Origin of the sequence: Citrobacter sp. MGH104 (assembly GCF_001034485.1) — a bacterium.
GTDB lineage: Bacteria > Pseudomonadota > Gammaproteobacteria > Enterobacterales > Enterobacteriaceae > Citrobacter > Citrobacter freundii.
The window spans coordinates 293,775-318,312 of the sequence record NZ_KQ089819.1 but is presented as its reverse complement, the minus strand read 5'-3'; the positions used below and the strand labels follow the sequence as shown (position 1 = coordinate 318,312).

22 protein-coding genes are annotated in these 24,538 nt (G+C 53.7%); 10 read left to right on the top strand and 12 right to left on the bottom strand.

The window, feature by feature from the left end:
- Positions 1-39 precede the first annotated feature (39 nt).
- Positions 40-966, bottom strand: coding sequence for a LysR family transcriptional regulator (locus SK34_RS19835; protein WP_048233971.1), 927 nt, complete (start codon positions 964-966; stop codon positions 40-42).
- Between the two features lie 219 nt (positions 967-1,185).
- Between SK34_RS19835 and SK34_RS19830 the strand changes: the two genes are divergently transcribed.
- Positions 1,186-2,418: a dicarboxylate/amino acid:cation symporter gene (locus SK34_RS19830; protein WP_003019196.1), complete on the top strand. Its 1,233-nt coding sequence runs from the start codon at positions 1,186-1,188 to the stop codon at positions 2,416-2,418.
- A gap of 30 nt (positions 2,419-2,448) precedes the next feature.
- Positions 2,449-3,639: a cystathionine beta-lyase gene (gene metC, locus SK34_RS19825; protein ID WP_003019195.1), complete on the top strand. Its 1,191-nt coding sequence runs from the start codon at positions 2,449-2,451 to the stop codon at positions 3,637-3,639.
- A gap of 80 nt (positions 3,640-3,719) precedes the next feature.
- On the opposite strand, the gene mdtM is transcribed toward metC, so the two are convergent.
- The 3 genes from mdtM to SK34_RS19810 all read right to left on the bottom strand — a co-directional run bounded on the left by mdtM (position 3,720) and on the right by SK34_RS19810 (position 6,801).
- Complete coding sequence (mdtM, locus tag SK34_RS19820; protein WP_044713030.1) at positions 3,720-4,961, bottom strand: multidrug efflux MFS transporter MdtM; 1,242 nt, start codon at positions 4,959-4,961, stop codon at positions 3,720-3,722.
- A 325-nt stretch (positions 4,962-5,286) separates the two neighbouring features.
- Complete coding sequence (locus tag SK34_RS19815; protein ID WP_048216865.1) at positions 5,287-5,937, bottom strand: LysE family translocator; 651 nt, start codon at positions 5,935-5,937, stop codon at positions 5,287-5,289.
- A gap of 48 nt (positions 5,938-5,985) precedes the next feature.
- Entirely contained in the window at positions 5,986-6,801 is an 816-nt protein-coding gene (locus SK34_RS19810; RefSeq protein WP_048233969.1) for a helix-turn-helix domain-containing protein, read from the bottom strand.
- 230 nt (positions 6,802-7,031) lie between these two features.
- Between SK34_RS19810 and SK34_RS19805 the strand changes: the two genes are divergently transcribed.
- Positions 7,032-8,006: an Rpn family recombination-promoting nuclease/putative transposase gene (locus SK34_RS19805; protein WP_048233967.1), complete on the top strand. Its 975-nt coding sequence runs from the start codon at positions 7,032-7,034 to the stop codon at positions 8,004-8,006.
- A 51-nt stretch (positions 8,007-8,057) separates the two neighbouring features.
- On the opposite strand, the gene SK34_RS19800 is transcribed toward SK34_RS19805, so the two are convergent.
- On the bottom strand, positions 8,058-9,470 hold the full coding sequence (locus SK34_RS19800) for an aminotransferase-like domain-containing protein (protein ID WP_048233965.1): 1,413 nt from the start codon (positions 9,468-9,470) through the stop codon (positions 8,058-8,060).
- Positions 9,471-9,647: 177 nt separating this feature from the next.
- Between SK34_RS19800 and SK34_RS24250 the strand changes: the two genes are divergently transcribed.
- The 4 genes from SK34_RS24250 (at position 9,648) to SK34_RS19785 (ending at position 12,551) form a co-directional block, all read left to right on the top strand.
- Positions 9,648-9,812 (top strand): DUF1127 domain-containing protein, encoded by a 165-nt coding sequence (locus SK34_RS24250; RefSeq protein WP_003019180.1) that lies wholly within the window; start codon positions 9,648-9,650, stop codon positions 9,810-9,812.
- Between the two features lie 146 nt (positions 9,813-9,958).
- On the top strand, positions 9,959-10,423 hold the full coding sequence (locus SK34_RS19795; RefSeq protein ID WP_003019178.1) for a MarR family winged helix-turn-helix transcriptional regulator: 465 nt from the start codon (positions 9,959-9,961) through the stop codon (positions 10,421-10,423).
- A 6-nt stretch (positions 10,424-10,429) separates the two neighbouring features.
- Positions 10,430-11,497, top strand: coding sequence for an HlyD family secretion protein (locus tag SK34_RS19790; RefSeq protein WP_048233963.1), 1,068 nt, complete (start codon positions 10,430-10,432; stop codon positions 11,495-11,497).
- The gene (locus tag SK34_RS19785) at positions 11,487-12,551 is read left to right on the top strand and encodes a DUF2955 domain-containing protein (protein WP_048233961.1); all 1,065 of its coding nucleotides are present in this window, start codon (positions 11,487-11,489) and stop codon (positions 12,549-12,551) included. Before SK34_RS19790 ends, SK34_RS19785 begins: the two co-directional genes overlap by 11 nt.
- Before the next feature lie 50 nt (positions 12,552-12,601).
- Here SK34_RS19785 and yjiA read toward each other — a convergent pair whose 3' ends face one another.
- The 4 genes from yjiA to SK34_RS19765 all read right to left on the bottom strand — a co-directional run bounded on the left by yjiA (position 12,602) and on the right by SK34_RS19765 (position 16,817).
- Positions 12,602-13,558, bottom strand: a complete 957-nt coding sequence (gene yjiA, locus SK34_RS19780) for a GTPase (RefSeq protein WP_048233959.1) — start codon at positions 13,556-13,558, stop codon at positions 12,602-12,604.
- Between the two features lie 12 nt (positions 13,559-13,570).
- On the bottom strand, positions 13,571-13,765 hold the full coding sequence (locus tag SK34_RS19775) for a YbdD/YjiX family protein (protein ID WP_003830038.1): 195 nt from the start codon (positions 13,763-13,765) through the stop codon (positions 13,571-13,573).
- 110 nt (positions 13,766-13,875) lie between these two features.
- Positions 13,876-16,026 carry a pyruvate/proton symporter BtsT gene (gene btsT / locus SK34_RS19770; RefSeq protein ID WP_003845609.1) on the bottom strand — a complete coding sequence of 717 codons (2,151 nt, stop codon included), beginning with the start codon at positions 16,024-16,026 and terminating at the stop codon, positions 13,876-13,878.
- Positions 16,027-16,268: 242 nt separating this feature from the next.
- On the bottom strand, positions 16,269-16,817 hold the full coding sequence (locus SK34_RS19765; RefSeq protein WP_048233957.1) for a hypothetical protein: 549 nt from the start codon (positions 16,815-16,817) through the stop codon (positions 16,269-16,271).
- Between the two features lie 248 nt (positions 16,818-17,065).
- Here SK34_RS19765 and tsr point away from each other — a divergent pair, with 248 nt between their 5' ends.
- Positions 17,066-18,727, top strand: coding sequence for a methyl-accepting chemotaxis protein (gene tsr / locus SK34_RS19760; protein ID WP_003837223.1), 1,662 nt, complete (start codon positions 17,066-17,068; stop codon positions 18,725-18,727).
- Between the two features lie 133 nt (positions 18,728-18,860).
- Here tsr and SK34_RS19755 read toward each other — a convergent pair whose 3' ends face one another.
- The 3 genes from SK34_RS19755 to SK34_RS19745 all read right to left on the bottom strand — a co-directional run bounded on the left by SK34_RS19755 (position 18,861) and on the right by SK34_RS19745 (position 21,917).
- A complete protein-coding gene (locus SK34_RS19755; protein ID WP_003837225.1) occupies positions 18,861-19,376 on the bottom strand; it encodes a GNAT family N-acetyltransferase in 516 nt (171 codons plus the stop codon).
- Between the two features lie 52 nt (positions 19,377-19,428).
- Positions 19,429-20,790: an MFS transporter gene (locus tag SK34_RS19750; protein WP_003845612.1), complete on the bottom strand. Its 1,362-nt coding sequence runs from the start codon at positions 20,788-20,790 to the stop codon at positions 19,429-19,431.
- A 212-nt stretch (positions 20,791-21,002) separates the two neighbouring features.
- The gene (locus tag SK34_RS19745; RefSeq protein ID WP_003019148.1) at positions 21,003-21,917 is read right to left on the bottom strand and encodes a GntR family transcriptional regulator; all 915 of its coding nucleotides are present in this window, start codon (positions 21,915-21,917) and stop codon (positions 21,003-21,005) included.
- 136 nt (positions 21,918-22,053) lie between these two features.
- On the opposite strand from SK34_RS19745, the gene SK34_RS19740 reads away from it, so the two are divergent.
- Positions 22,054-23,076 (top strand): zinc-binding alcohol dehydrogenase family protein, encoded by a 1,023-nt coding sequence (locus SK34_RS19740; protein ID WP_048233956.1) that lies wholly within the window; start codon positions 22,054-22,056, stop codon positions 23,074-23,076.
- 13 nt (positions 23,077-23,089) lie between these two features.
- Positions 23,090-24,535: a tagaturonate reductase gene (locus SK34_RS19735; RefSeq protein WP_048233954.1), complete on the top strand. Its 1,446-nt coding sequence runs from the start codon at positions 23,090-23,092 to the stop codon at positions 24,533-24,535.
- Positions 24,536-24,538 lie beyond the last annotated feature (3 nt).

The window sequence follows — 24,538 nt, the reverse complement described above, 5'->3', positions numbered from 1 at the left end:
AAAAATGTGGCGCGTCTCCCATTTTCAGGCGGGAAGCGTTTATCCTGGGATCCAGTTATCCCACGCCGGTAAGGGACCAAGTTCTGCGACCAGAAAATCGATAAACGATCGCACCTTCGGATTGCTGTACTTGCTGGGAAAGTACAGCGCATACAGGGCATGAGTTTCACAGGTGATGGTGCCGTCGAGCATCAGCGGCGTGATCTCCTCTTTTTGAATATGATCGCCAATCAAATAAGTGGGCAAATATGCCACCCCCTGATCTTCTAACACCGACTTCAACAGCACCAGACTGCTGTTGGCCTGGATCGGCATATGTAGTTTCAACTGATGCAGTCGATCCTGTTCATCTGCCACCTTCAGTACCGGCGTGAGGCCCGGGTAAACCAGGCAATCATGATCTACCAGATCGCTGCGACGCTGGGGCATGCCTTTTTTGGCGAGGTAGCCGGGTGAGGCACAGTACGCCCAGCGAACGGGCACCAGCTTGCGCATCGCATAGTTTTGCGGCGGCGCGGTGGAAATTCGCAGGGCAATGTCGAAATCCGTTTCGTTCAGATTGACGAAGTTATCGTTGAGATCGATATACAGATTCACATCCGGGAACTGGGAGCGGTATTTATCCACCAGGTTCACCAGCCGGGAATAACCAAACGCAATTGAGCAGGTTATACGTAATTCACCCTGCGGGTTATGGTAATAACCGGAAGTAGTGTTCAGCGTTTCATCGAATTCTTTCAACAGCTTGTTAGCGCGATTAAAGAGATATTGCCCGGCGTCGGTCAGGGTAATACTGCGGGTGGTGCGTTTAATTAATGTCGTGCCTAACGTATCTTCCATCGCTGCCAGGCTTTTGCTGACCGCAGACGGCGAGACGTTGAGCTGCGCCGCGGCTTCTGACAATCCTCCGCAGTCGACGATTTTAGTAAAAAACTCCAGATGCTTGAGTGAAATCGGCGTACTCATAGTTTCCTTTAATTCACAAGTGATTTGCAAAAACGGTACGAATAGGCCGTTACATTCGCCTTTTAAACATGCAACTATTGAATCACAGGAAACAACTTGCTGGCAAAATGAAAAAATAACAACTTAGGTGAGTTACGTCACAAAATAAAAGGAGGCGAAACGGAAACTCATCACATTGTGAATTTAATCTCATTAATTATTATTCTAAAGGTACCGATTATGTGGTCACGACTCGAACCCTACAGATCGTCGATTATTTTATTAGTTGCTCTGGTGATTGGCGGCTTATTAGGTATTTATGCCCCATCGTTTGCAAGTAAACTCCAGCCAATAGGTCAGATATTCTTAAACCTGTTATTTATGATTATTGTGCCGCTGGTGGGGATCAGCGTCATGTCTTCGATCGCCAGTATGACCGACCTGAAAAGGCTGGGGCGTATTATGGCGATTATCTTTATTGTTTCGATCGCGATGGCCTTTATTCCGGCGGCCGGGATCGTCGCGCTGGCGCTCTGGTATAACCCGGCGCAGGGCGTCACTATCGATCTCTCGCAGTCGGTGCAGGCGGGCAGCGGCAAGATGGATTTTGTCAGCATGATCACCACCAGCGACTTTATTGGGCTGTTCTCTAAGTCCAATATTCTGGCACTGATCGTGATGGCGATCATCGCCGGTGTGGCGATTGGCCAGTCGGATCAGGCCGGTAAACGTATTGCGTCGCTGCTGGAAGACGCCAATACCGTGATCATGAAGATCGTTTCGATCATTATGAAGGTCGCGCCGATTGGTCTGGGCTGCTACTTCGCCGCCACCATGGCCAGTCAGGACTCTGCACTATTGTTAACCTTTGCCCGCGCCATCGGCCTGTTTATGGTTGCCACGCTGGTCTATTTTGTTTTTGGCTCGATTCTCTATTCGTATATTGGCGGCGGTATTCCGGCGGTCAAAGCCTTCTGGCGTAACGCGATTGAACCGTCTGCGACTGCGCTGGGGACCTGCTCTTCGCTGGGGACGCTCCCGGTGACGCTGCGTGCCGGTAAGGCGATGGGGATTAACCCGGAAATCGTTGATGTTTCCATTCCGCTGCTGGTTAACCTGAACAAAGGCGGTGTGGCGATGATTGCCGCGCTGAAAATCGTCTTTATCTATTCCGTGCTGGGCATGGAATTCACCACCGAAACCTTCTTCCTGACGATGCTGATTGCGGTGCTCTCCGCCATTATCGTTGGTGGCGTGCCGGGCGGGGCGTTCCTCGGTGAAATCTTTATCGTTACCACGCTGGGCCTGCCGATGGAAGCAATCCCGATGCTGGTGGTGCTGGGCACTATTACCGATGCGCCGGCCACACTGATTAACGTTATCCATGATTTGAATGCGGCGCAGATTGTTGAACGGTTCGCTGGAAAAAAGCAGACCAACACTGAAATAAACTCTACTGCTGCGGTGGTATAGGTTTCACACGGATTAAGAACAGGAGATGTTATGAAAGACGCAATGAAGCTTGAGACGCAACTGGTTGTTGCTGGTCGTGACAAACGCTACACCCAGGGAGCGGTGAATCCGGTTATCCAACGTGCCTCTTCACTGGTATTTGATACCGTGAAGGACAAGAAATTTGCCACCGCCAATCGCGCAAACGGTGAGCTGTTTTACGGTCGTCGCGGAACCTATACCCACTTTGCCTTCCAGAAGGCAATGAGCGAACTGGAAGGCGGCGTTGGCTGCGCGCTGTACCCATGTGGTGCTGCGGCGGTGACCAATGCGATTCTGGCGTTTGTTCAGGGTGGCGATCATATCCTGATGACCGGCGCGGCCTACGAGCCAACCCAGGATTTTTGCAATAAGATCCTGAGTAAATTCAATGTTGAAACAACGTATTACGATCCGCTGATTGGTGCAGGTATCGTCGATCTTCTGCGTCCGGAAACGAAGGTTGTATTCCTTGAGTCACCAAGTTCTATCACTATGGAAGTCCAGGACGTGCCGGGGATGGTGAAGGCTATCCGCGCGGTGAATCCGGAGATTGTCATTATGATCGACAACACCTGGGCGGCGGGCGTGCTGTTCAAAGCGCTGGATTATGGCGTGGATATTTCCATTCAGGCGGGAACGAAGTACACCATCGGTCATTCGGACGGCATGCTGGGCACGGCGGTATCTAACGCTCGTTGTTGGGATCGTCTGCGCGAGAACTCCTATCTGATGGGGCAAACGCTGGATGCCGATACCGCCTACAACGGCAGCCGCGGATTGCGTACCCTGGCGGTACGCCTTAAGCAGCATCAGGAGAGCAGTATCCATATTGCTCGCTGGCTGTCGGCAAGACCGGAAGTGGCGCGGGTGAACCATCCGGCGTTACCGGAATGTCCGGGCCATGAGTATTTTCAGCGTGATTTTACCGGAAGCTCAGGCCTGTTCTCATTTGTGCTGAAAAAGAGACTGACCGACGAACAGATGGCGAATTTCCTCGATAATTTCTCGCTGTTCCATATGGCCTATTCGTGGGGTGGATTTGAGTCGCTCATTCTGGCGAACCAGCCGGAAGAGCTGAACAGCATCCGCCCGGCTGGAGAGGTGGATTTCAGCGGCACGCTGGTCAGGGTGCATATTGGCCTGGAGGATATTGGCGACCTGATTGCCGATCTCGAAGCGGGATTTGCACGCATTGCGTAAGGTGATGTGAGCGTAGCCGGATGCGGCGCAAGCGCCTTATCCGGCCTACATAGTTGTCGTAGGCCGGATAAGCGGGCAGGTTAGTTTTCAGTGACTAACGTCGTTGCCTCATGTTGGCGTACCCGTTTGAGTAAGCCTGCCAGCGTGAACACGACAGCGAGCCCCGCCGCAACCGCCAGCAGATGAAACGAAATCCTGCCACCGTTAAACCATAGCCAGCGTCCAATTTCGACAGAAACCGCCATCACCGTCAGGATCACCATATTCAGCGATGCCGAGACCGTTCCTTTAGGTAAGTTGTTGGAAAAAAGTGTAAAGCGGAACAGCGTCGGGAAGATCATCCCAATACCAAACGCATACAGGCTGGTTCCCAGCACCGACCACAGCCAGACGTGCGGCCACAGTAAATTGCCGACAATCAGCACCGTCAGCCCGCTCAGTTGTATAGGTGCGGCCCGCCAGATAAAGCGTGGTCGGGTCGGATCTTTCACGAAACGAACTACCACCATATTGGCGACGATCACTGCGCCAAACACCGGCGCCTGCGCCCAGGCAAACTGTGATGTGGTCATGCCGCCCGCATCAATCAGGATCACCGGCGAGACCGCCACCCAGCTCATCATCGGGATATAGCTTAGCGATAGCGTGGCTGCGCCAAACAGGAATACCCGGTTGCGGAAAACGTCGCGAAAATCGCGCAGTACGCCGCGTGCACTGAACGGCACCGCGCCGCGCTGGACGGTTTCCGGCATGGCTAGCATTAACCCAATCAGGGCGATAAGCCCCATGACGGCAATGATGGCAAACAGGATCTTCCAGTGTACAAAGTGCATTAGCGCCGCTCCGGAGAGCGGGCCGATAACCGGTGCAACCAACACTATGGAAGTGATTATCGCCATTAACTTAATGGCCTTCGTTTGCCCAAACGCCTCCTGTACCGTGACATAGCCAACGGTCGCGATAAAGCAAATGCTGGTGCCCTGCACAAATCGGGCGATCAGAAATTGCGTCATTGAAGTAGTAAACAGCGTGGCAGCGCAGGCGAGGGTAAAGATTAACGCCCCCGCAATCAGCACCGGTCGACGGCCAATCCGGTCGGAAAGTGGCCCCAACAGCCATTGCAGCGCCATGCCGCCTGCCAGATAGAGGCTCACCGCAGCGGGCGCCAGGCTGACGTCGGCGTTGAAATCGCGTACGACATTAATGATGCCGGGCTGAATCAAGTCCGTCGACAGATAGGCGGCGAAATCATACAAAATCAACGCAATAGGAAAAAATAGCGTCGTAGCGCGTTGGGAGAAAAATGCGAGAATCCGTTGCATAAAACAGCTCCTTGTCGGGAGAAAACCCTCAACGGGAATAGCGAAATTCAATACCGTCTTTGAGACGTCAGGCCGATGACAGAATAAAAGCAGACTGCAAATGTACTGAATTTCATGTAATCAAAAACGCTGCCTGCGTGAAGCGCAAACAGGAGAAACGCTCACTAACGTGGGGTCAGAAAACGTAACGATTACAGGTAACAATCAGCACATCGCACCTCAGGAAGAGTAAGTTGAACGGGTAATAACCATCCGCAGTGTAATGCGGATTGGATATTAATTAAACGAGTTTATCCTGTTTATGTGTAGAAAATCGCACCGCAAATCAGACTACGATGCTCTGCAAAAACCGCAGCGCGATAGCACAGCCGAAGATAATCAATACACCGCCAGCGATACGCTCTACCCACAGGATCCCTCTGGTTAACCGCCGCTGGATCTGCGGTAAGCCGATGAACATCACGATCAGCAGATCCCAGCACAGCACCACGCTGGTCATCCAGATCCCGCTCATGGTTTGTTGTAGCAGCGTCACTGACGGGCCGAGCAGGGCGGTCATTAGCGCCAGATAGAACAGTGCATTTTTTGGGTTAAGCAGTGACGAACCCAATCCCAGCAGCAGCTGTTTACCAAATCCTGGACAGGTAGACCGGGCATCAGCTCCGGTCAGAGTTTGCGGGCGGCTGCGTATCAGCAGGCTGCCTATCCACAATAAATAGAGCGCGCCCAGCAGCTCAATAATGGTAAACAGCAGGGGAAGCTGGCGCAGGATCCCCCAACCGATAATTGCCAGCAGGATATACAGCCCGTTGCCGATAGCGATCCCCACGCACAGCCCGGTGCTGTCGCGCATCCGGTATCGTACGGCATAACCGACCAGTAAAAAGAAGTCCGGACCGGGGCTGAGTAGTGCGACAAAATGTGCCAGCGCCAGCGCGGGAAAAGCAGACGGAAAAAGTACAGAAAGCAGCGACATAGCGACCTCAGACAATGAATCTGAGATCACCGTACGCCTGACGCAGCGCTAATTATTGTCTGATATTGATCGCCCCAACGCGTACTGGCGCGGTGTGGCGGCGGTGTAGCGAACAAAGGTGCGATGGAAATGGCTCTGGTCGGCAAACCCGCTCTGATAGCCGACATCGGCAATTTCGTCCCCGGCCCGCAGCCGCTGGCGGGCATAGTCAATCCGTATGATGTTCAGATAACTTCCTGGCGTCAGCCCGGTGTCCTGCTTAAAGGTACGGATCAGCGTTTCTTTACGCATGTGACACTCATGTGCCAGCTCATCGAGTGAGGGCGGAGCCTGCAGGTTGGACTGCAACCGTTCGCGCAGATACTGGCTGGCGGCGCTTAGGTTTTCCGGTGCTACCGATTGCAATGGTAGCGAACGTAGCAATGCTTGTGCGGCATCCGTTACCCGCGTCGTTTGCCGTTGCTGCATAAGTGCCACGAGGTTTACATAGTGCTGGAACAATTGCCGATCGCGGATAACACGATCGCGCGTGCAAAGCCGCTGATTGTTGTTCTGCGCAGGCAGATGGGCAAGGCACCACCGGGCATCAAGATAAAGCATGTGATAGCTGCGAAACTGTCCGTTAACAGGATTACAGCTGTGAGGTGCCAGCGGTGGGATCACAATCAGATCGCCCACCTGCAGATGGTATTCCTTGCCATCGCACAGGCAGCACGTTTCCCCCTCGAGAATTGCTCCAATCGAGAGCTGAGAGTGGTGATGCCGCTTATAGGCCTGCTGGCTTTGCCAGGTGCTGCGCAGTTCCAGCCACGGGAGCTGTTCATCACGCCAGAACGATTGTGGAATATCCCGGGTGTGCGTCACATCGCCTCCTCCCTGAAAGTAATGATTCGTTATAGCACAGGCCGAGTGGTGAAAAAGCGGGAATGTGCATTGAGGTCGTGATTCTGCGTGACGGGTTCCAGACAAATGCAGACGTTACATAGGGACGTTTTTATCCCGGAAATCGTCTCGCAAACAGAGAAAGTTGCAGGTGAGGGGGCAGTTTTCCGGCGCTACAGTCACGGCATCTTATTTCCAGGTGACGGATCGCCATGAACAAAGCGCCGACTTCCACACCGCATGATGCGGTTTTTAAAACATTTTTACGTCACCCTGAGACAGCTCGGGATTTTCTGCAAATACATCTTCCTGCCTCGCTACGCGAACTTTGCGATCTTCAGACGCTGAAACTCGAGTCAGACAGTTTTATCGAAGAGAATTTACGTGCGTACTATTCCGATGTGCTGTGGTCGGTGAATACGACAGAAGGGGATGGATATATTTATGTGGTGATTGAACATCAAAGCACACCGGATGCGCATATGGCATTCAGACTGATGCGCTATGCAGTTGCGGCCATGCAGAAACATCTGGATGCCGGACATCAGCAGTTGCCGCTGGTGGTGCCGATGCTGTTCTATCACGGCGCTAAAAGTCCGTACCCTTATTCGCTATGTTGGCTGGACGAGTTTGCCAACCCGAAGCTGGCACGCCAGGTGTATGCTGCGGCGTTTCCGCTGGTGGATATTACGGTTATCCCAGATGACGAAATTGTGCAGCATCGACGCATGGCGCTGTTGGAGTTAATCCAAAAACATATCCGTCAACGCGATCTTATGGGGCTTGTTGAGCAAATTGTTTCCTTGCTACTTACTGGAGTGACTAATGACAGCCAGATAAAGACGCTGTTTAATTATATTTTGCAAACTGGCGATGCACCTCGCTTCAGTGAGTTTATTCGTGGGGTTGCTGAACGTTCACCGCAGCATAAGGAGCATTTAATGACGATCGCAGACAGATTGCATGAGGCTGGATTTCAAAAAGGGTGGCTTGAGGGTCTGCAAGAGGGCCAGCAAAAAGGTAAGCAGGAAGGTAAACAAGAAGGTAAACAAGAAGGTCTAATCGAGGGGCGACGTACTGAGGCGTTGCGTATCGCCCGCACCATGCTGGCCGACGGTACTGATCTCAGCACGGTGCAAAAAATTACCCGACTTTCCGTTGAAGATATTCAGGGCGTAAGCCATTAGAAATGACCTAAACCGTGCAATCGCCAGCCCGGTAGCACCGGGTAGTCTGATTTACTCTATCGCCACCTTTACCGCTTCCCCGAGTTTTTGCATCACTTCCCGATGCTTCTCGTTTGGCGGCAACGCGCAGTTGATGCGTACGCAGTTGCGATACTTTCCTGATGCGGAGAACAGCGAACCCGGCGCAACCTGGATTTTGAGGCGACAGAGCTGCTTAGCGACACAGACCATATCGACCTGGTGCGGCAGCTCGACCCACAGCATAAAGCCGCCTTTCGGTCGGGTGACGCAGATCCCGCAGGGGAAGTATTCCCGTACCCAACAGGTGTAGATCTCCATATTGCGCTGGTAGATCTGACGCATACGGCGAACATGCCGATGATAATGCCCCTCGCGCACGAAAGCGGCGGCCGCCAGCTGCGTAGCAGGAACGTTAGTGCCGATGACGGCATATTTCATATGTAGAAATTTATCGTGATAACGACCGGGAATAACCCAACCAACGCGCAACCCCGGCGCCACGGATTTGGTAAATGAACTGCACAGTAGCACCCGACCATCGCTGTCCCAGGAGTGTATTGTGCGCGGACGGGGATATTCCGTGGCAAGCTCTCCGTACACATCATCTTCAAAAATAACAATATCGTGCTGCTGGGCGAGGGCGAGCACCGCCCGTTTACGCGCATCCGGCATAATAAATCCGAGGGGATTATTGCAGCTAGGAACCAGAATCACCCCTTTAATCGGCCACTGATCCAGCGCCAGTTCCAGCGCTTCAATGCTGATCCCTGTATCCGGATCGGTTGGGATCTCTATAACTTTGATCCCTAATCCGCGTAGCAGCTGCATCGTGCCGTAATAGGCGGGCGATTCTACGGCGACGATATCTCCTGGCTGGCAGACTGCCAGCAGCGCCAGTGACATCCCGCTCTGACTCCCGCTGGTGATCACAATATCATCCGCATTGATGACCGAACCTCCGTCCAGCATGAGCCGGGCAATCTGTTGACGCAATTCGCGACAGCCTGGTAATTCATCGTAGCCCAGAACCGCCTTGAGATTATGCTGCGCCACGCGGCTTAGCTCGCGCCAGAGCGGCTTCAGGCTGGGTTGATTGATATCGGGCACGCCACTGCTAAAAGGGATTATCGATTTGTCTGCATGACCTGCAAGCATGTCCAGCACCTGATCCCACTGGGTTATCTCAACTGGACGCTGGACCGGGCGCGACATCAGCGGCACCGGCGGCTGTGCTTTTTGTGGTGCAACAAAATAACCGGAACGCGGCTGCGGCGTGATCAGCCGTAATTGTTCCAGCGTCTGATACGCCTGCTGGACGGTGCTGATGCTGACCCCGTGCTCCTGGCTCAGACTGCGTACCGAAGGCAGTTTTTCGCCATGGCGATACAAACCTTGCTCAATGCGTTCGGCCAGCAGATTGGCCAGATGTTGGTAACGCGTCATGCTGTATCCCTCATGGGTACCATACAGATTAACAAACCGGTACAGATTGGCGTGAAAAAAGCGATGCAGAACTCTTTTTAACCAATCTGTATGTTAAATAAAAGTACTTTGTGAGTCTGTATTGTTTTGGGCCAAATCCGTGAAGATAAAGCCTCTGGCAAGGCGGGGAGGCAAGGTATGGAATTTCACGAGAATAAAGCAAAACAGCCGTTTATTGGGTTTGTACTAATCTGGCGGGCATACAAGGCGTGGCGACTGCGAGCGCAAACGCGGCGCCTGTTGCAACAGATGAGCGACGAGCGGCTGCGGGACGTCGGGCTGCGACGCGATCAGGTGGAGTGATTTTCTTTCATCGGCAGAGGCTGGGGGTTATCGCCCGGCCTCTTTTGTATTCATAGTATTTATCAATTCATGCTTCTGAATGATGTGTTTCTTGATACTTACCATGATAAGTATTATTTTCTTCTCAGCGATGAGGGGAAGGATACATGACTGAAGATGAACTGTTTGCCCGCCGTCCGATGGGGATGCGCATGGCAATGGTGGTGCGCCAGTGGCGGGCCATTATTGATGCAGCCATTACCGACACTGGCCTGACGCAATCAAGCTGGACGGTACTAATGCAGCTGTATCAACTGGGAGACAACGTCTCGGTCAGTGAACTGGCGGAGGTGCAGGGTATTGAACTGCCGCCGCTTATGCGCACTCTCTCACAGCTGGAAAAGCACGGCTATCTGTTGCGTTCCACATCGCCTTATGACAAACGCATTCGCCTGCTCACGCTGACCGAGCAAGGCCGCGCAAGGCTGGAAGAACTAAACCGGGTGATTGAGAACTACCAACATCGCGTCACGTGTACCATCCCCGAAGCGGAGCTTGCCGCCTTCAGCTCGACCTTAAATCAACTCGCCTGCAATTTGCGGACAATCCGCGAAGAAGACAATCAACACTAAAAAACTATGATGACCCCAGAACAAAAATTTGCCCGTTGGGTAAGGGTGAGTATTGCCGCTTTCCTGGTTATATTCGCCTGGTTTATCGTTGCTGATATCTGGATCCCGCTGACGCCGGACTCCACGGTGATGCGCGTGGTAACGCCTGTTTCCTCACGCGTATCCGGCTACGTCTCGCAGGTGCATGTACATAACAATAGCCAGGTGAAAAAGGGCGACTTGCTGTACGAACTGGATCCGACGCCATTTATCAATAAGGTCGAGGCTGCGCAAATCGCCCTTGAGCAGGCAAAGCTGAGCAACCAACAGCTGGATGCGCAGATCGCCTCTGTGCGTGCCAACCTGCGCACCGCGCAATTCAACGCCCGGAACGACAAGACCACCTTTGACCGCTTTCAGCGCCTGAGCGCCATGCAGAACGTGTCGCAAGCCGATCTCGACAAGGTGCGCACCGCCTGGCAAACCAGCGAGCAGTCGGTGTCGGCGCTCAATGCCAGTATTCAGAACCTGCTGATCCAACGCGGCGAGCGCGATGAAAACCGCAACGTGACGCTGCAAAAATACCGTAACGCGCTGGAAGAGGCGCAACTGAACCTCGGCTGGAGCAAAGTGTATGCACAGACCGACGGCACGGTGAGCAATCTCCAGCTTAGTCCCGGACTTTATGCCACCGCCGCCACGCCGCTACTGGCGCTGGTCAGCCATCAGACTGATATCGTGGCCGACTTTCGCGAGAAAAGCCTGCGCCACACCCGGGTGGATACCGATGCCGCCGTAGTGTTCGACGCCATGCCGGGCAAGGTTTTCTCTGCCCGCGTCACCAGCAGCGATGCCGGTATTCTGGCGGGCCAGGAGCTGGTTAACGGCCAGCTGTCGCAGCCGGAACAGTCCACCCGCTGGGTGCGCGATGCCCAGCGTATGCGTATTCACGTCGCGCTGAACGAACCGCTCGACACGCCGTTACCGACCGGGGCGCGCGCCACGGTACAGCTGTATAACAGCGAAGGGATGTTCGCTCGCACTTTTGCCGGGGCGCAGATCCACCTTGTTAGCTGGCTGCATTATGTCTATTAACACCCTGGCTCACGTCTTTACGCCGCACGGGAATATTGTCTACACCGCCAATGATTTTCGCCAGACCCTGCGGATTTCCGTCGCCGGGACAATCGCGCTGAGTATCTCGACCTTCTACAACGTGCAGTACGGCGTATTTTTTGTGGTTTATCCGCTGATGCTGCTGTCGCTGGTACCGGTGTTCAACCGCCATGTGGCCAAACAGTTTGTGTTCAGCGCGGCGGTGAATTGCGTCGAAATGGTGCTGATTGTCGGCTATCTCTCACAATGGCCGCTGATTATGACGCTGGTGGTATTTGGCCTGTACGTGGTGCGTTTTCGTTTGATGAGCAAAGGACCGCTGTTTCTGTTCGGCTCAATGGGCGTGGTGTGCCAGAGCACGATGCTCAATTTTATGAGCTATCCCACCACCAACTGGCATACGCTGATGTTCTCCAATATGGAAGCCTGCGTCATGGCGGTGGCGCTGAGCGCGTTGCTGCATTATCTGATCCAGGACGTGGAACCCCGCCAGCCGCCGCCGCGCATTGAAAAAGATGCCGCCCGGGTGCGCCACGAGTCGCTGCTTTCCGGCACGGTGGCGACGATGATTTTTGTGGTCTTCCAGATCTGTGACTTGAGTGATTCGCTGTCGGCGCTGATGGCGGGGATTTTGATCCTGTTTCCGATGCATTATCGCGGCGCGGTGTTGAGCTCTCTCTGGCGCGTGGTCGGCGTGGTTCTGGCTTGTCTGTACATTCTGCTGGTGCAACTGCTGGTGTATGATTTCAGCAACCATATGCTGTTGATGATGCCGCTGATTGGTCTTGGACTGGCGTTCAGCGCCCGCCTGCACGTGATGGAAAAAGTCGGTGCGGGCGTGGGTTTTGCCAGTATCACCACCATCGGCATTATGTTTGGCCAGAACCTGCATCCGGACAGCGATCTGGTGTTCAGCGATCTCTACCGCATCACCTCCGTTACCGTCGCGCTGCTGGCCACATTAACGATGGTATTTCTGGTGCACCGGATATTGAACTGCTTTGCGGCGACACGATTTGTGATCACCGAGTGAGTGGTTGGAATGCCGGATGGCGGCTGCGCCTTATCCGGCCTACAAAAAATCTACTTCTTCAACCCCGCAAACGCGGCTCTGATCTCGTTTTCCGGCAGATTAATACCGATAAACACCAGTTGGCTGTACGGTTGTTCGTCGCCCCACGGGCGGTCCCAGTCGGCGCTGTACAGGCGCTGGACGCCCTGGAACAGTAGGCGATTTGGCTCGCCTTCAATCCACAGCATACCTTTGTAGCGCAGCAGCTTCTCAGCGGATTCCAGCAGCAGGTTTTCCATCACTCGGGACACGTCGCTGATGTTCACCGGGTAATCCAGCTCGACGACGATCGAGGAGATATCGTTTTGTTTGTCGGCAATAAAGTGGAAGCGCGGTTTGGCGCTGACCACGTTCTCTTCCAGCATGAAACCGTTGGTGTCGAACAGCAGGGATAGGTCAATATCGCCATGCGTCACGGTGTAAATTGGCGCACGGGCGTTGATGCGCGCCAGGCGCTCTCGCAGCTTTTCGCTTTCGCCTGCTACGTCGGTTTTGGTCAGCAGGATGCGGTCGGCGTAGCCCACCTGAGACTGGGCAATGGTGAACTGGTTCATCTGCTCGTCGGCATGCACCGCGTCAACCAGCGCAATCACGCCGTCCAGCAGGTAGCGTTCGCAAATTACTTCATGGGAGAAAAAGGTCTGAATAATCGGGCCGGGATCGGCCATGCCGGTGCATTCGATCACCAGACGGTCGAAATTGATGGTGCCTTTGTCGAGGTTGTCGAGCAGATCGAGCAACGCGTCTTCCAGCTCACTAGATCGGGTACAGCAAATACAGCCATTGGTCAGGGTTTTGATCTGTGTTGCGCGATCGCCAATCAGCTGATCGTCTACCGAGACTTCGCCGAATTCGTTTTCGATAACGGCAATCTTGTAACCGTGCTGCTCGTTAAGAATATGGCGCAGCAGGGTAGTTTTACCCGCGCCAAGAAAACCGGTGAGTAGGGTAACTGCAATCGGGGTCATTCACTTCTCCTTCTAACAGCAACTGCTTCCGCCGCTACCGTAGCGGGCTTCCTGGCGCTCGCGGAAGAATTCTTCGTAGGTCATGTACGGCTTATCGGGATGGTTGGTCTTCATGTGCTCGACGTAGTTGTCGTAGTCCGGAATGCCAATCAGCATCTTTGCCGCCTGACCGAGATATTTTTTTGCCTGACCTAAAGTACCAAACATTCTGCCGTCCTGTTAATGAATAAAGCCGGATGGCGGCTTGCGCCTTATCCGGCCTACATACTGCACATTTTGTAGGCCAGATAAGCGCAGCGCCATCCGGCAATTACGGCTTAATGATGTGAAGAGGTTTTCACGCCGCCTTCCGGCACCGGTACATACGGTGTCTCTTTATCAGAGCGACCGTTGATGGTACGGGCTTTCTGCCAGGTACGGAACCCGTAGAAAATGATGCTGTACACCACCACCAGGAACAGAATACTCAGGCCTGCGTTGGTGTAGTTGTTGATGACGATATGGTTCATATTGGCAATCTGCTGTGCGGTCAGTTCGCCGCCGTTAGCAATCTTCTCTTTGTACTGATTCGCCATGAAGAAGAAGCCTTCCATCTGCGGGTTGGTGCTGAACAGTTTCAGACCCAGCGCCCAGGTGGTGCAGATAAGCAGCCATACTGCCGGAACCACGGTAACCCAGATGTATTTGGTGCGTTGCATTTTAACCAGCACCACGGTGCCGAGAACCAGCGCCACGGCAGCCAGCATCTGGTTAGAGATACCGAACAGCGGCCACAGGCTCTTAACGCCGCCCAGCGGGTCAACAACACCTTGATACAGCAGGTAACCCCACAGGCCTACGCAGCCCGCAGTACCAATGATACCCGCAACCAGAGAGTCGGTTTTCTTCAGGAACGGAACGAAGTTACCCAGTAAATCTTGCAGCATAAAGCGGCCAGAACGGGTACCGGCGTCCAGTGCGGTCAGGATGAACAGCGCTTCGAACAGGATACCGAAGTGGTACCAGAAGCCCATGTCAGCCATCGGCAGCACTTTATGGAACACGTGGGCGATACCAACGGCCAGCGTCGGTGCGCCACCTGCGCGGTTCAGAACAGACGGCTCGCCGATGTCTTTCGCGGTTTGCAGGATCTGCTCAGGTGAAATCACAAAGCCCCAGGAGCTGACGGTTGCCGCTGCGTGTGCGGTAACGTCTTTCAACTGCGCCATAATCAGCGGGGCGTTCTCACCGCTCATTTCATGCAGGTTCGGCATGGTGATGCCAAGGCCAGCAGGCGGGGTGTTCATTGCGAAGTACAGACCCGGTTCGATGATGGACGCAGCAACCAGCGCCATAATCGCCACGAAGGATTCCATCAGCATCGCGCCGTAACCAATGAAACGCGCGTCGGTTTCACAGGCCAGCAGCTTCGGTGTAGTACCGGAAGCGATCAGCGCGTGGAAGCCAGATACCGCACCACACGCGATGGTGATGAACAGGAACGGGAACAGAGCGCCTTTCCACAGCGGGCCAGTACCATCAACGTACTGGGTCATCGCCGGCATTTTCAGTTCCGGGTTGAGAATAACAATCCCCACCGCCAGACCGACGATAACGCCGATTTTCAGGAAGGTAGCCAGATAGTCGCGCGGGGCAAGGATCAGCCATACCGGCAGCAGCGCGGAGATAAACGCGTAACCGATCAGGGTGAAGGTAATGGTGGTGTCTTTAAAGGTCAGCGCCGGGCCCCAGTACGGGTCGTGCGCAATCACGCCGCCGAAGTAGATGGAGGCAACCAGCAACACAATACCAATCACCGACACTTCGCCCACGCGTCCTGGGCGCAGGAATCGCATGTAGATCCCCATGAACAGCGCGATAGGTACGGTTGAGCAGACGGTGAACACACCCCACGGGCTTTCAGCCAGTGCTTTCACCACGATCAACGCCAGTACCGCGAGGATGATGATCATGATTAAGAAGCAGCCGAACAGCGCAATGGTTCCCGGCACCGGGCCCATCTCTTCTTTGATCATCTCACCCAGAGATGCGCCGTTACGGCGAGAAGAGATAAACAGCACCATGAAGTCCTGTACCGCACCGGCCAACACTACGCCCGCCAGCAACCACAGCGTACCAGGCAGGTAGCCCATCTGCGCGGCCAGTACCGGCCCAACCAGCGGACCTGCACCTGCGATAGCAGCAAAGTGGTGACCAAACAACACGTTACGGTTGGTTGGAACGTAGTTCAGACCATCATTATTGATGACCGCCGGCGTGGCGCGCGTCGGGTCAAGTTTCATCACCTTTTGGGCGATGTACAAACTGTAGTAACGATAAGCCACCAGATAAACAGAAACTGAGGCGACCACGATCCACAGGGCACTGATGTGCTCACCCCGACGTAATGCCACTACCGAGAGGCAGAATGCACCGATGATTCCGAGAATCACCCAGGGTATGTGCTTGAATATCTTTTTCGTATCCATAGTAAAACCTGGTATCTAATTAATAATTGGCCGAAGCCGCGTGGGTTTGATCTTGTGTTTGAGGAGGTTATTTGACTGCTATGTTGGGGGGATCTTGCCAGAGAATTACGCGCGTAAAGTAAGGTAAATAAGTGAGCGGTTGTATGTCAGCTTAAGCGGTCCCAAGTGTCAGTGAGCGGTTTTAATATGGGGTGTAGACCGGTAATTATGTGATTAAAATCACATAATTACCGGTGTGAGGTTCACACGGCGGGAGTGGACGCCTGTATTTGAGTGGCTATAAGGTAGAGGTAGTAGGCGAAAATGGCGATAACCACGGTATAAAAGGTACATCGTTCAGTTTTGCCAACCGCGTTTTTACTCATGTGGCTCAGGAAGTCAAATAGGGCCCATATCACGATCAACATCGCAGAAAAATATAGGCCGACTCCCGCCATGCGAAATTCGCTATAGGGAAGCATTGCCAGCGTAAGCCCGAAAAGTGTACCAAACGTGGCTGCGGTAATGGATTTTCCCAATTCATTGAATTTAAATAAAAATCTTTCATAGACAAAAGCAGATTTTTCTTTTTTTGAATCGAATACACCACATAGCCTGAGTAAAATTACAGTAAATAACGCATCTATAATGAGCAGAAACATGATGCTTTTAGGTGCGATGCTCTCCATTAAGATGCCTGAAATCTCCGGGATAAGGAGCTTTGGCACTATGGGGGTCATTAATCCTAAAATGCCTCCCAGCAGTAAGAAGGGAGCAGCATTAGATAATAAATCGAAAAATTTCTTTTTCACAAAGGGACTTCCTTGTTTTAGAGGCGGGTGACAGGACTTCCATTGGTAATCGAAGTGCGTATAAATGAAAAGCCCTCTGAAAAGGTGGGGAAGCCACTACGGCAACTTTTGCGTGGTATGTGCCGAGTGTGTTTGCTGCTTTTTTCAGCGAGAGATATTGCCAGAACACCGGCTTTTCGAACGATATCCATAAAGTTTTCCCTTTCCAGGCCGAAAATTCTGACATCTGTCTAGCGGAAAGAGAAAACATGTTAAAACGTATGAAGATTGTTACCAGCTTACTGCTGGTATTGGCTCTATTTGGCCTTTTACAGCTCGCCTCGGGCGGCTTGTTTTTTAACTCACTTAAGAATGACAAAGAGAACTTTACCGTTCTGCAAACCATTCGCCAGCAACAGTCTGCGCTGAACGCCACCTGGGTTGAGCTGCTGCAAACGCGTAATACCCTGAACCGGGCGGGCATTCGCTACATGATGGATCAGAGCAATATCGGCAGCGGCGCGACCGTTGCCGAGCTGATGCAGGTGGCGAGTACGGCGCTGAAGCTGACGGAAAAAAACTGGGCGATTTACGAGTCGCTCCCGCGCGATCCGCGCCAAAGCGAAGCCGCTTTCCAGGAGATCAACCGCACCTATGACATCTATCACGGTGCGCTGGCGGAGCTGATCCAGTTACTGGGTGACGGGAAGATCAACGCGTTCTTTGATCAACCGACGCAGAGCTATCAGGATGGCTTTGAGAAGCAGTATATGAGTTACATGCAGCAGAACGATCGCCTGTATGACATCGCGGTGGAAGATAACAACAGTTCTTACAGCCAGGCGATGTGGGTGCTGATCTGCGTGCTTATTACCGTACTGGCGGCGATTATTGCGGTGTGGTTTGGTATCAAACTGACCCTTATCTCCCCAATGAACCGTCTGATCGACAGCATTCGTCATATCGCCAGCGGCGATTTGGTGAAGCGTATTGAGGTGGAAGGTTCCAACGAGATTGGGCAACTGGCGGAAAGCCTGCGTCACATGCAGGGTGAGCTGATGAATACCGTGGGTGACGTGCGTAACGGCGCCAACGCAATTTACAGCGGGGCCAGCGAGATTGCGATGGGCAATAACGATCTCTCCTCCCGTACCGAACAGCAGGCGGCCTCTCTGGAAGAAACCGCAGCCAGCATGGAACAGCTGACGGCAACCGTGAAGCAGAACGCCGAAAACGCGCGTCAGGCCAGCCATCTGGCGCTGAGTGCGTCGGAAACCGCGCAGAAAGGCGGCAAAGTGGTGGACAACGTGGTGCAAACCATGCGTGATATCGCTTCCAGTTCGCAGAAGATCGCCGACATTATTAGCGTCATCGACGGCATTGCCTTCCAGACCAATATTCTGGCACTCAACGCCGCGGTAGAAGCCGCACGTGCGGGCGAGCAGGGCCGTGGATTTGCGGTGGTTGCGGGTGAAGTGCGTAACCTGGCCCAGCGTAGTGCGCAGGCCGCGCGCGAGATTAAGAGCCTGATTGAAGACTCGGTCAGCCGTGTGGATGTTGGTTCAACGCTGGTTGAAAGCGCCGGTGAAACCATGGATGAGATCGTCAATGCGGTAACCCGCGTGACCGATATCATGGGTGAAATCGCCTCTGCTTCTGATGAACAGAGCCGCGGTATTGATCAGGTTGGTCTGGCCGTTGCCGAGATGGATCGTGTGACGCAGCAGAACGCCTCGCTTGTGGAAGAATCCGCCGCTGCCGCTGCCGCGCTGGAAGAGCAGGCCAGCCGCCTGACTCAAGCCGTTGCCGTGTTCCGTATTCAGCATGACCAACAGCGCGCGCGTGACGTTGCGGCCGCTAAACCGGTTTCAACGGTCCAGCCGCGTAAAGCCGCGGTAGCGGATGCCGGGGATAACTGGGAAACGTTCTAAGACTGTGATGCCGGATGGCGCTATCGCTTATCCGGCCTACGGGAAAGTTATGTGGTTGCTGGATGGTGCTATCGCTTATCTGGCCTACGGGAATGTTACGTAGGCCCGATAAGGCGTAGCCGCCATCGGGCAATTAGCGCAACATCAGGCGCATGGCGCAGCGCGATTCATATGCCAGTCCATGCGCCGCTTCCTCTTCTCTTTTCTGGCGCAACTTTGCGGGCAGCGTCTCTTCAGCCAACATTTCAAATCCCAGACGCGCGTACCATGGCGCATTCCACGGCACATCGCGGAAGGTGGTCAGCGTGAGCGACGTGTAACCTTTCTCGCACGCCTGTTCGGCAACATAGCAAATTAATCGGCGGCCAATTCCTTTTCCCTGCCACTCCTGATGCAGCGACAGTTCCGCAATAAACAGCGATGAATCCAGCGTTTCGGCGACTAAAAAGCCGACCGGATGCTCATCGGCCAGCACCAGCCAGCTCAAGCCAGTGGCGGCAAATGCCTGATGCTGAGCAGCCGATATAATCTGGTCATCAGCAATCCACGCCAGTTCCGGGATCTGTAAAAAACGTTGCCCCGCAGATCGTTCGATGGCGGGAAGAGCGGCTGTATCTGCCAGAGTAGTGGCGCGTAAGGTGATGTTCATACGAGGAGCATAACATGCCCGATAAGCACGGTGTTATCGGGCATCTGGAGGATTAATCTTTACGTGGATCGCTAATGGGCTGGCGAACCAGGAAGATGTAGGCAAGGGCCCCCACCATGGTGACGCAGCCGCAGATGATCAGCGCCAGGCGGAAAGAGTTGGTGGTATCAACAATAAATCCGGTGACGATCGGCGCAAACGACGCGCAGATAAAGCTGGCAAAGTTCTGGATACTGCCCACGGAAGCGGTCATGCGTGAGGCGACGGCGACGTGGATCAGGCCCCAGCACGAGGTACCGGCGAAGTGGATACAGAACAACGCCATACCGATCAGTAACACGGCGGCCATTGACGTTGTGGCCTGCGGCACAACGAAGGTGAAGGCTGCAGAGCAGAACATCCCGGCGATTATACAAATCTTACGGCTCTTAATCGGCGCCATACCGCCCTTCACCAGCCAGTCGGTGACAAAACCGTTAATCAACATGCCGGCTGCGCCAAACAGGAACGGGATCGCCGCCATTAATCCGGTGCTTTTTAAATCCAGGTTGTAGGAGGTTTGCAGGTAGCCCGGCAGCCAGGCCAGGTATAACCATGCGGTATAGTTGATGCCGCTAAAGCCCAGCATCATGCCCCACATGGTACGGTTGCGAAACAGGCTGCGCCATTCGGCAAAGCTCAGCGGATCGCGGCGGGCATTGACGCTACCAGCGTTCAGGTACGCTTGTTCCGTGGCGCTCAGCTCAATTTGCTCGCGGTTGCGATACAGCATGTACCAGCCGATGGCGAGGAAAATACCCAGCACGCCAATGGTGATGAACATCCAGCGCCAGCCCATTACCAGCATCATGGCAGCCAGAATCGGCGGGCTAATGGCAACCCCGATGGTGGAGGCGGCGTTGAATAATCCCATCGGGCGGCCGCGCTCTTTGATGTTAAACCAGTCGTTGATGACCTTTACGCCGCACGGGTTCATTGGCGCTTCGCCGATCCCCATCCCGATACGCACCAACACAAACTGGGTGAAGCTGTGTACCATGCCAGACATTGCCTGAAACAGCGACCAGAAGAACATCCCCAGCCCCAGCATAATGCGCGGACCTTTGCGATCCAGTAGCGGGCCGCAGGGCAATTGTGCAATACCGTAAGCGAGAGAGAATACCGACAGTAGCACGCCGATTTGCGTGGCGCTCAGCCCCAGTTCTTCACGAATCGTTAAGTTGGCGACCGACAGAGAACTGCGGTCGAGGTAATTAATAACCGCAGCAAAAAATAATAAAATCATTGCCGTGGTCTGAATACGTTTTATTCGGCTACTGCGTTGCACCATGCCCTCAGGCGGAACATTAATATCCGCAGATGATGACGTGCCAAACGAAGAACTCGGGTCGAGGGTAATATTATTTTTTTCCACGCCGGACTCCTGAACCTCAATAATTTATTTTTCACACAGCAGGACTGTGCAGTATTGAAAAAATACCGGTGATGAATCAATTTGCTCATCACCGCTCACAAAAGTTTTAATGCAGTCGACTTAGCGTGAGCATAGGCAAGAGGTATTTTTCAGGCGTTTTTATTTTTATAAAATCGTGCTCCCGGTAATGATTTGCTGTTTTTTATCGGTACTTAATGGGCGGCGCTATGACTCTGGTTGATGGAACGAATCATTGATTGTTTGGCTGAATTCAAATGGTTACAAAGCGCCAGGGTGGCATCCAGGTCGCTGCGGCAGATCAGCGCGCTGAGGATGGTCATATGCTCATCGATGGCAATGATGTTGCGTTGTTTGAGGTCGCTCTCATCCCACTGATAGTGGAAGTGGAAAATCACGGAGATGATTTCAAGTGATTGATTGAAAAATATATTATCGGCAGCAGAGAGCAGCAAGGCATGAAACTCACGGTCTAACTGCGAGAACATACGAAAGCTGCTGCCGATGCTGTCGCGCAGGATCCGGTGGCGTTCCAGCAGCGTTTTCGCTTGCAGCCAGCGTGGGTCATCGTCAGGCAGATTGAGAAAATGCTGCAGGGAATGGGTTTCCAGCATTTCTCTGAGTTCAAACAGCTGCTCCGCATAGGCCTGATCGAACTGCTTCATGCTCCACTGACCGCGTTTTTCGTTTTTGATCAGGTTGTAACGTTCGAATTTTAAAAGATATTCCCGTACGACTACCGGACTGACGCCCGCGGCTCTGGCAAGCTGCAGTTCGGAGAAGCTCTCACCTGCACGCAGCTGGCGCTGGTTGATCATGGTGAAAAAAGCCTGCTCAAAAATCCGGTTTTGCTCGGTCATGGAGGCGGTGGTGCAGGCAAAACCGTCGTCATGGTCGGGTTTACGCACGATAACATAGTGGCTGCCGACCTGGGTCAGAACGCCGCACTCGCCTAAGTGGCTCAGCATATGACGCACGGTGGTGCGGCTGATGTTGTACATCTCCGCTAGTGCGCTTTGCGACGGGAGAGGGGAAGGGATATGACCACGCGCCATATCATCGATAATCTGGTTAATCACATTGTGGCGTAAGTTCTGCGAACGGCTCATGGCTTCTCCTTTTTATCTATTAAAACCCGATTTAAAACATTTTTATGCGCTGGGATTCACAGATTGTGTTTCTGCTTTCTCCGTCTTTTTTATTTTCGTTGATATCTGAGGCAACAAAAAACAGGAGAGCAGAATCATGTCTACGATGAATACGTTGATTTGCCAGGAACCTAAAAAATTAGTCTGGAAAGAACGCGAAATACCTATTCCGGGTGAGAGCGAAGCATTAATAAAAATTAAATCGGTAGGGATTTGTGGTACCGATATTCATGCCTGGGGTGGCAATCAACCTTTTTTCAGCTACCCACGTGTATTAGGGCATGAAATATGTGGGGAAATTGTCGGGCTGGGTAAGAATATACAGAATCTGAAAAATGGTCAGCAGGTGGCGGTTATTCCTTACGTGGCCTGCCAGCAGTGTCCGGCATGCCTGAGCGGGCGCACTAACTGCTGCGAGAAGATTTCAGTAATTGGCGTGCACCAGGATGGCGGTTTCAGTGAATATTTGTCCGTTCCGGTGACCAACCTGCTGGATGCGCAGGGGATTGACCCGCAGGCGGCGGCGCTGATTGAGCCTTATGCCATCAGCGCGCATGCGGTACGCCGGGCGGCGGTGGCGCCGGGTGAGCAGGTGCTGGTGGTCGGCGCTGGTCCGATTGGCCTGGGGGCTGCAGCGATTGCCAAAGCCGATGGCGCACAGGTGGTGGTCGCCGATACCAGTCCGGCGCGCCGAGACCATGTGGTTTCCCGCCTGGGACTCCCGGTTATCGATCCGTCCGCTGAAGATTTTGATGCGCAGCTGCGAAACCAGTTTGGCGGTTCGCTGGCGCAAAAGGTCATTGATGCCACGGGGAATCAGCATGCGATGAATAACACGGTGAATTTGATTCGTCATGGCGGCAGCATCGTTTTCGTTGGGTTGTTTAAAGGCGATTTGCAGTTCTCTGACCCTGAGTTCCACAAGAAAGAGACCACCATGATGGGCAGTCGCAACGCCACGCCGGAAGATTTCGCCAAAGTGGGCCGCCTGATGTCGGAAGGCAAATTGACCGCTGACATGATGCTTACGCACCGTTACGCGTTTGCCACACTGGCTGAAATCTACGAGCGGGATGTGATCAACAACCGTGAACTGATTAAAGGCGTGATCACGTTCTGAGAGGGAAAACAGGATGAAAACATTGAATCGACGTGATTTTCCGGGAGCCAGCTACCCAACGCGTGTGATCCAGTTTGGAGAAGGTAACTTTCTGCGGGCGTTTGTCGACTGGCAACTGGATATCCTCAACGAGCATACTGATCTGAACGCTGGCGTGACCATCGTTCGGCCAATTAATACCGATTTCCCGCCGTCGCTGAATACCCAGGACGGGCTGTATACCACGCTTATTCGCGGGCTAAACGAGCAGGGTGAGGCGGTGAGTGAGGTGCGGCTTATCCGTTCGGTGAATCACGAAATCAACCCGTACCAGGATTTCGCGGCGTATCTGGCGCTGGCGCACAATGCGGATATCCGTTTTGTGTTTTCAAATACTACCGAAGCCGGAATTAGCTATCACGCGGCAGACTGTGTGGATGATGCGCCGCCGGTGAGCTTTCCGGCCAAACTGACGCGCCTGCTGCTGGAGCGCTTTAACCACTTTGAGGGCGCGGTGGATAAGGGCTGGGTAATTATCCCGTGCGAGCTTATCGACTATAACGGTGAGGCGCTCAAAACCCTGGTACTGCGGTATGCGCAGGAGTGGCATCTTCCTCCGGCATTTGCCGACTGGGTGGAGACGGCAAACACGTTCTGTTCCACGCTGGTTGACCGTATTGTCACCGGCTACCCGCGCGAAGAAGCCGCAGCGCTGGAGGCTACACTTGGCTATCACGATGCGTTTCTCGATACCGCGGAGCATTTTTACCTGTTTGTGATCCAGGGGCCGCAGTGGCTGGCTGAGGAGCTGAAGCTGGCGCAGTGTCCGCTGAATATCCGTGTAGTGAGCGATATCAAACCGTACAAAGAGCGCAAAGTCGCTATTCTCAATGGCGCGCATACGGCGCTGGTGCCGGTGGCGTGGCTGTGCGGGTTGGAGACCGTTGGCGAGGCGATGCAGGATGCTGATATCTGCCGCTTTGTCGAGCGGGCGATTAGTGAGGAGATTATTCCGGTGTTGGATCTCCCGGCGGACGAACTGCGAGAATTTGCCGACGCGGTGAGCGGGCGTTTTCAGAACCCCTACATTCGCCACCAGTTGCTTTCCATTGCGCTTAACGGAATGACTAAATTCCGCACCCGAATTTTGCCGCAACTGCTGGCGGGTGAGCAAAATGGGCGCTGGCCAGTGCGGTTAACGTTTGCCCTCGCTGCGCTGCTGGCGTTTTATCGCGCAGAGCGTCACGGGGAACGCTATCCGATACAGGATGATGAGCAGTGGGTAAGCCTCTATGCCAGCCTGTGGCCGCGAGTTGGCAATGATTTAACGCTGCGTGAACTGGTGGATGCAGTGCTTGGCGATGCGGCGCACTGGGGAGAGGATTTGACGTTGTTACCTGGGCTTGCCGGGCAGGTGACGGCCAACCTGGAGATGATTCTGGTGCAGGGTATGCGCCAGGCGGTGAACGGTCTGGAATAAGGT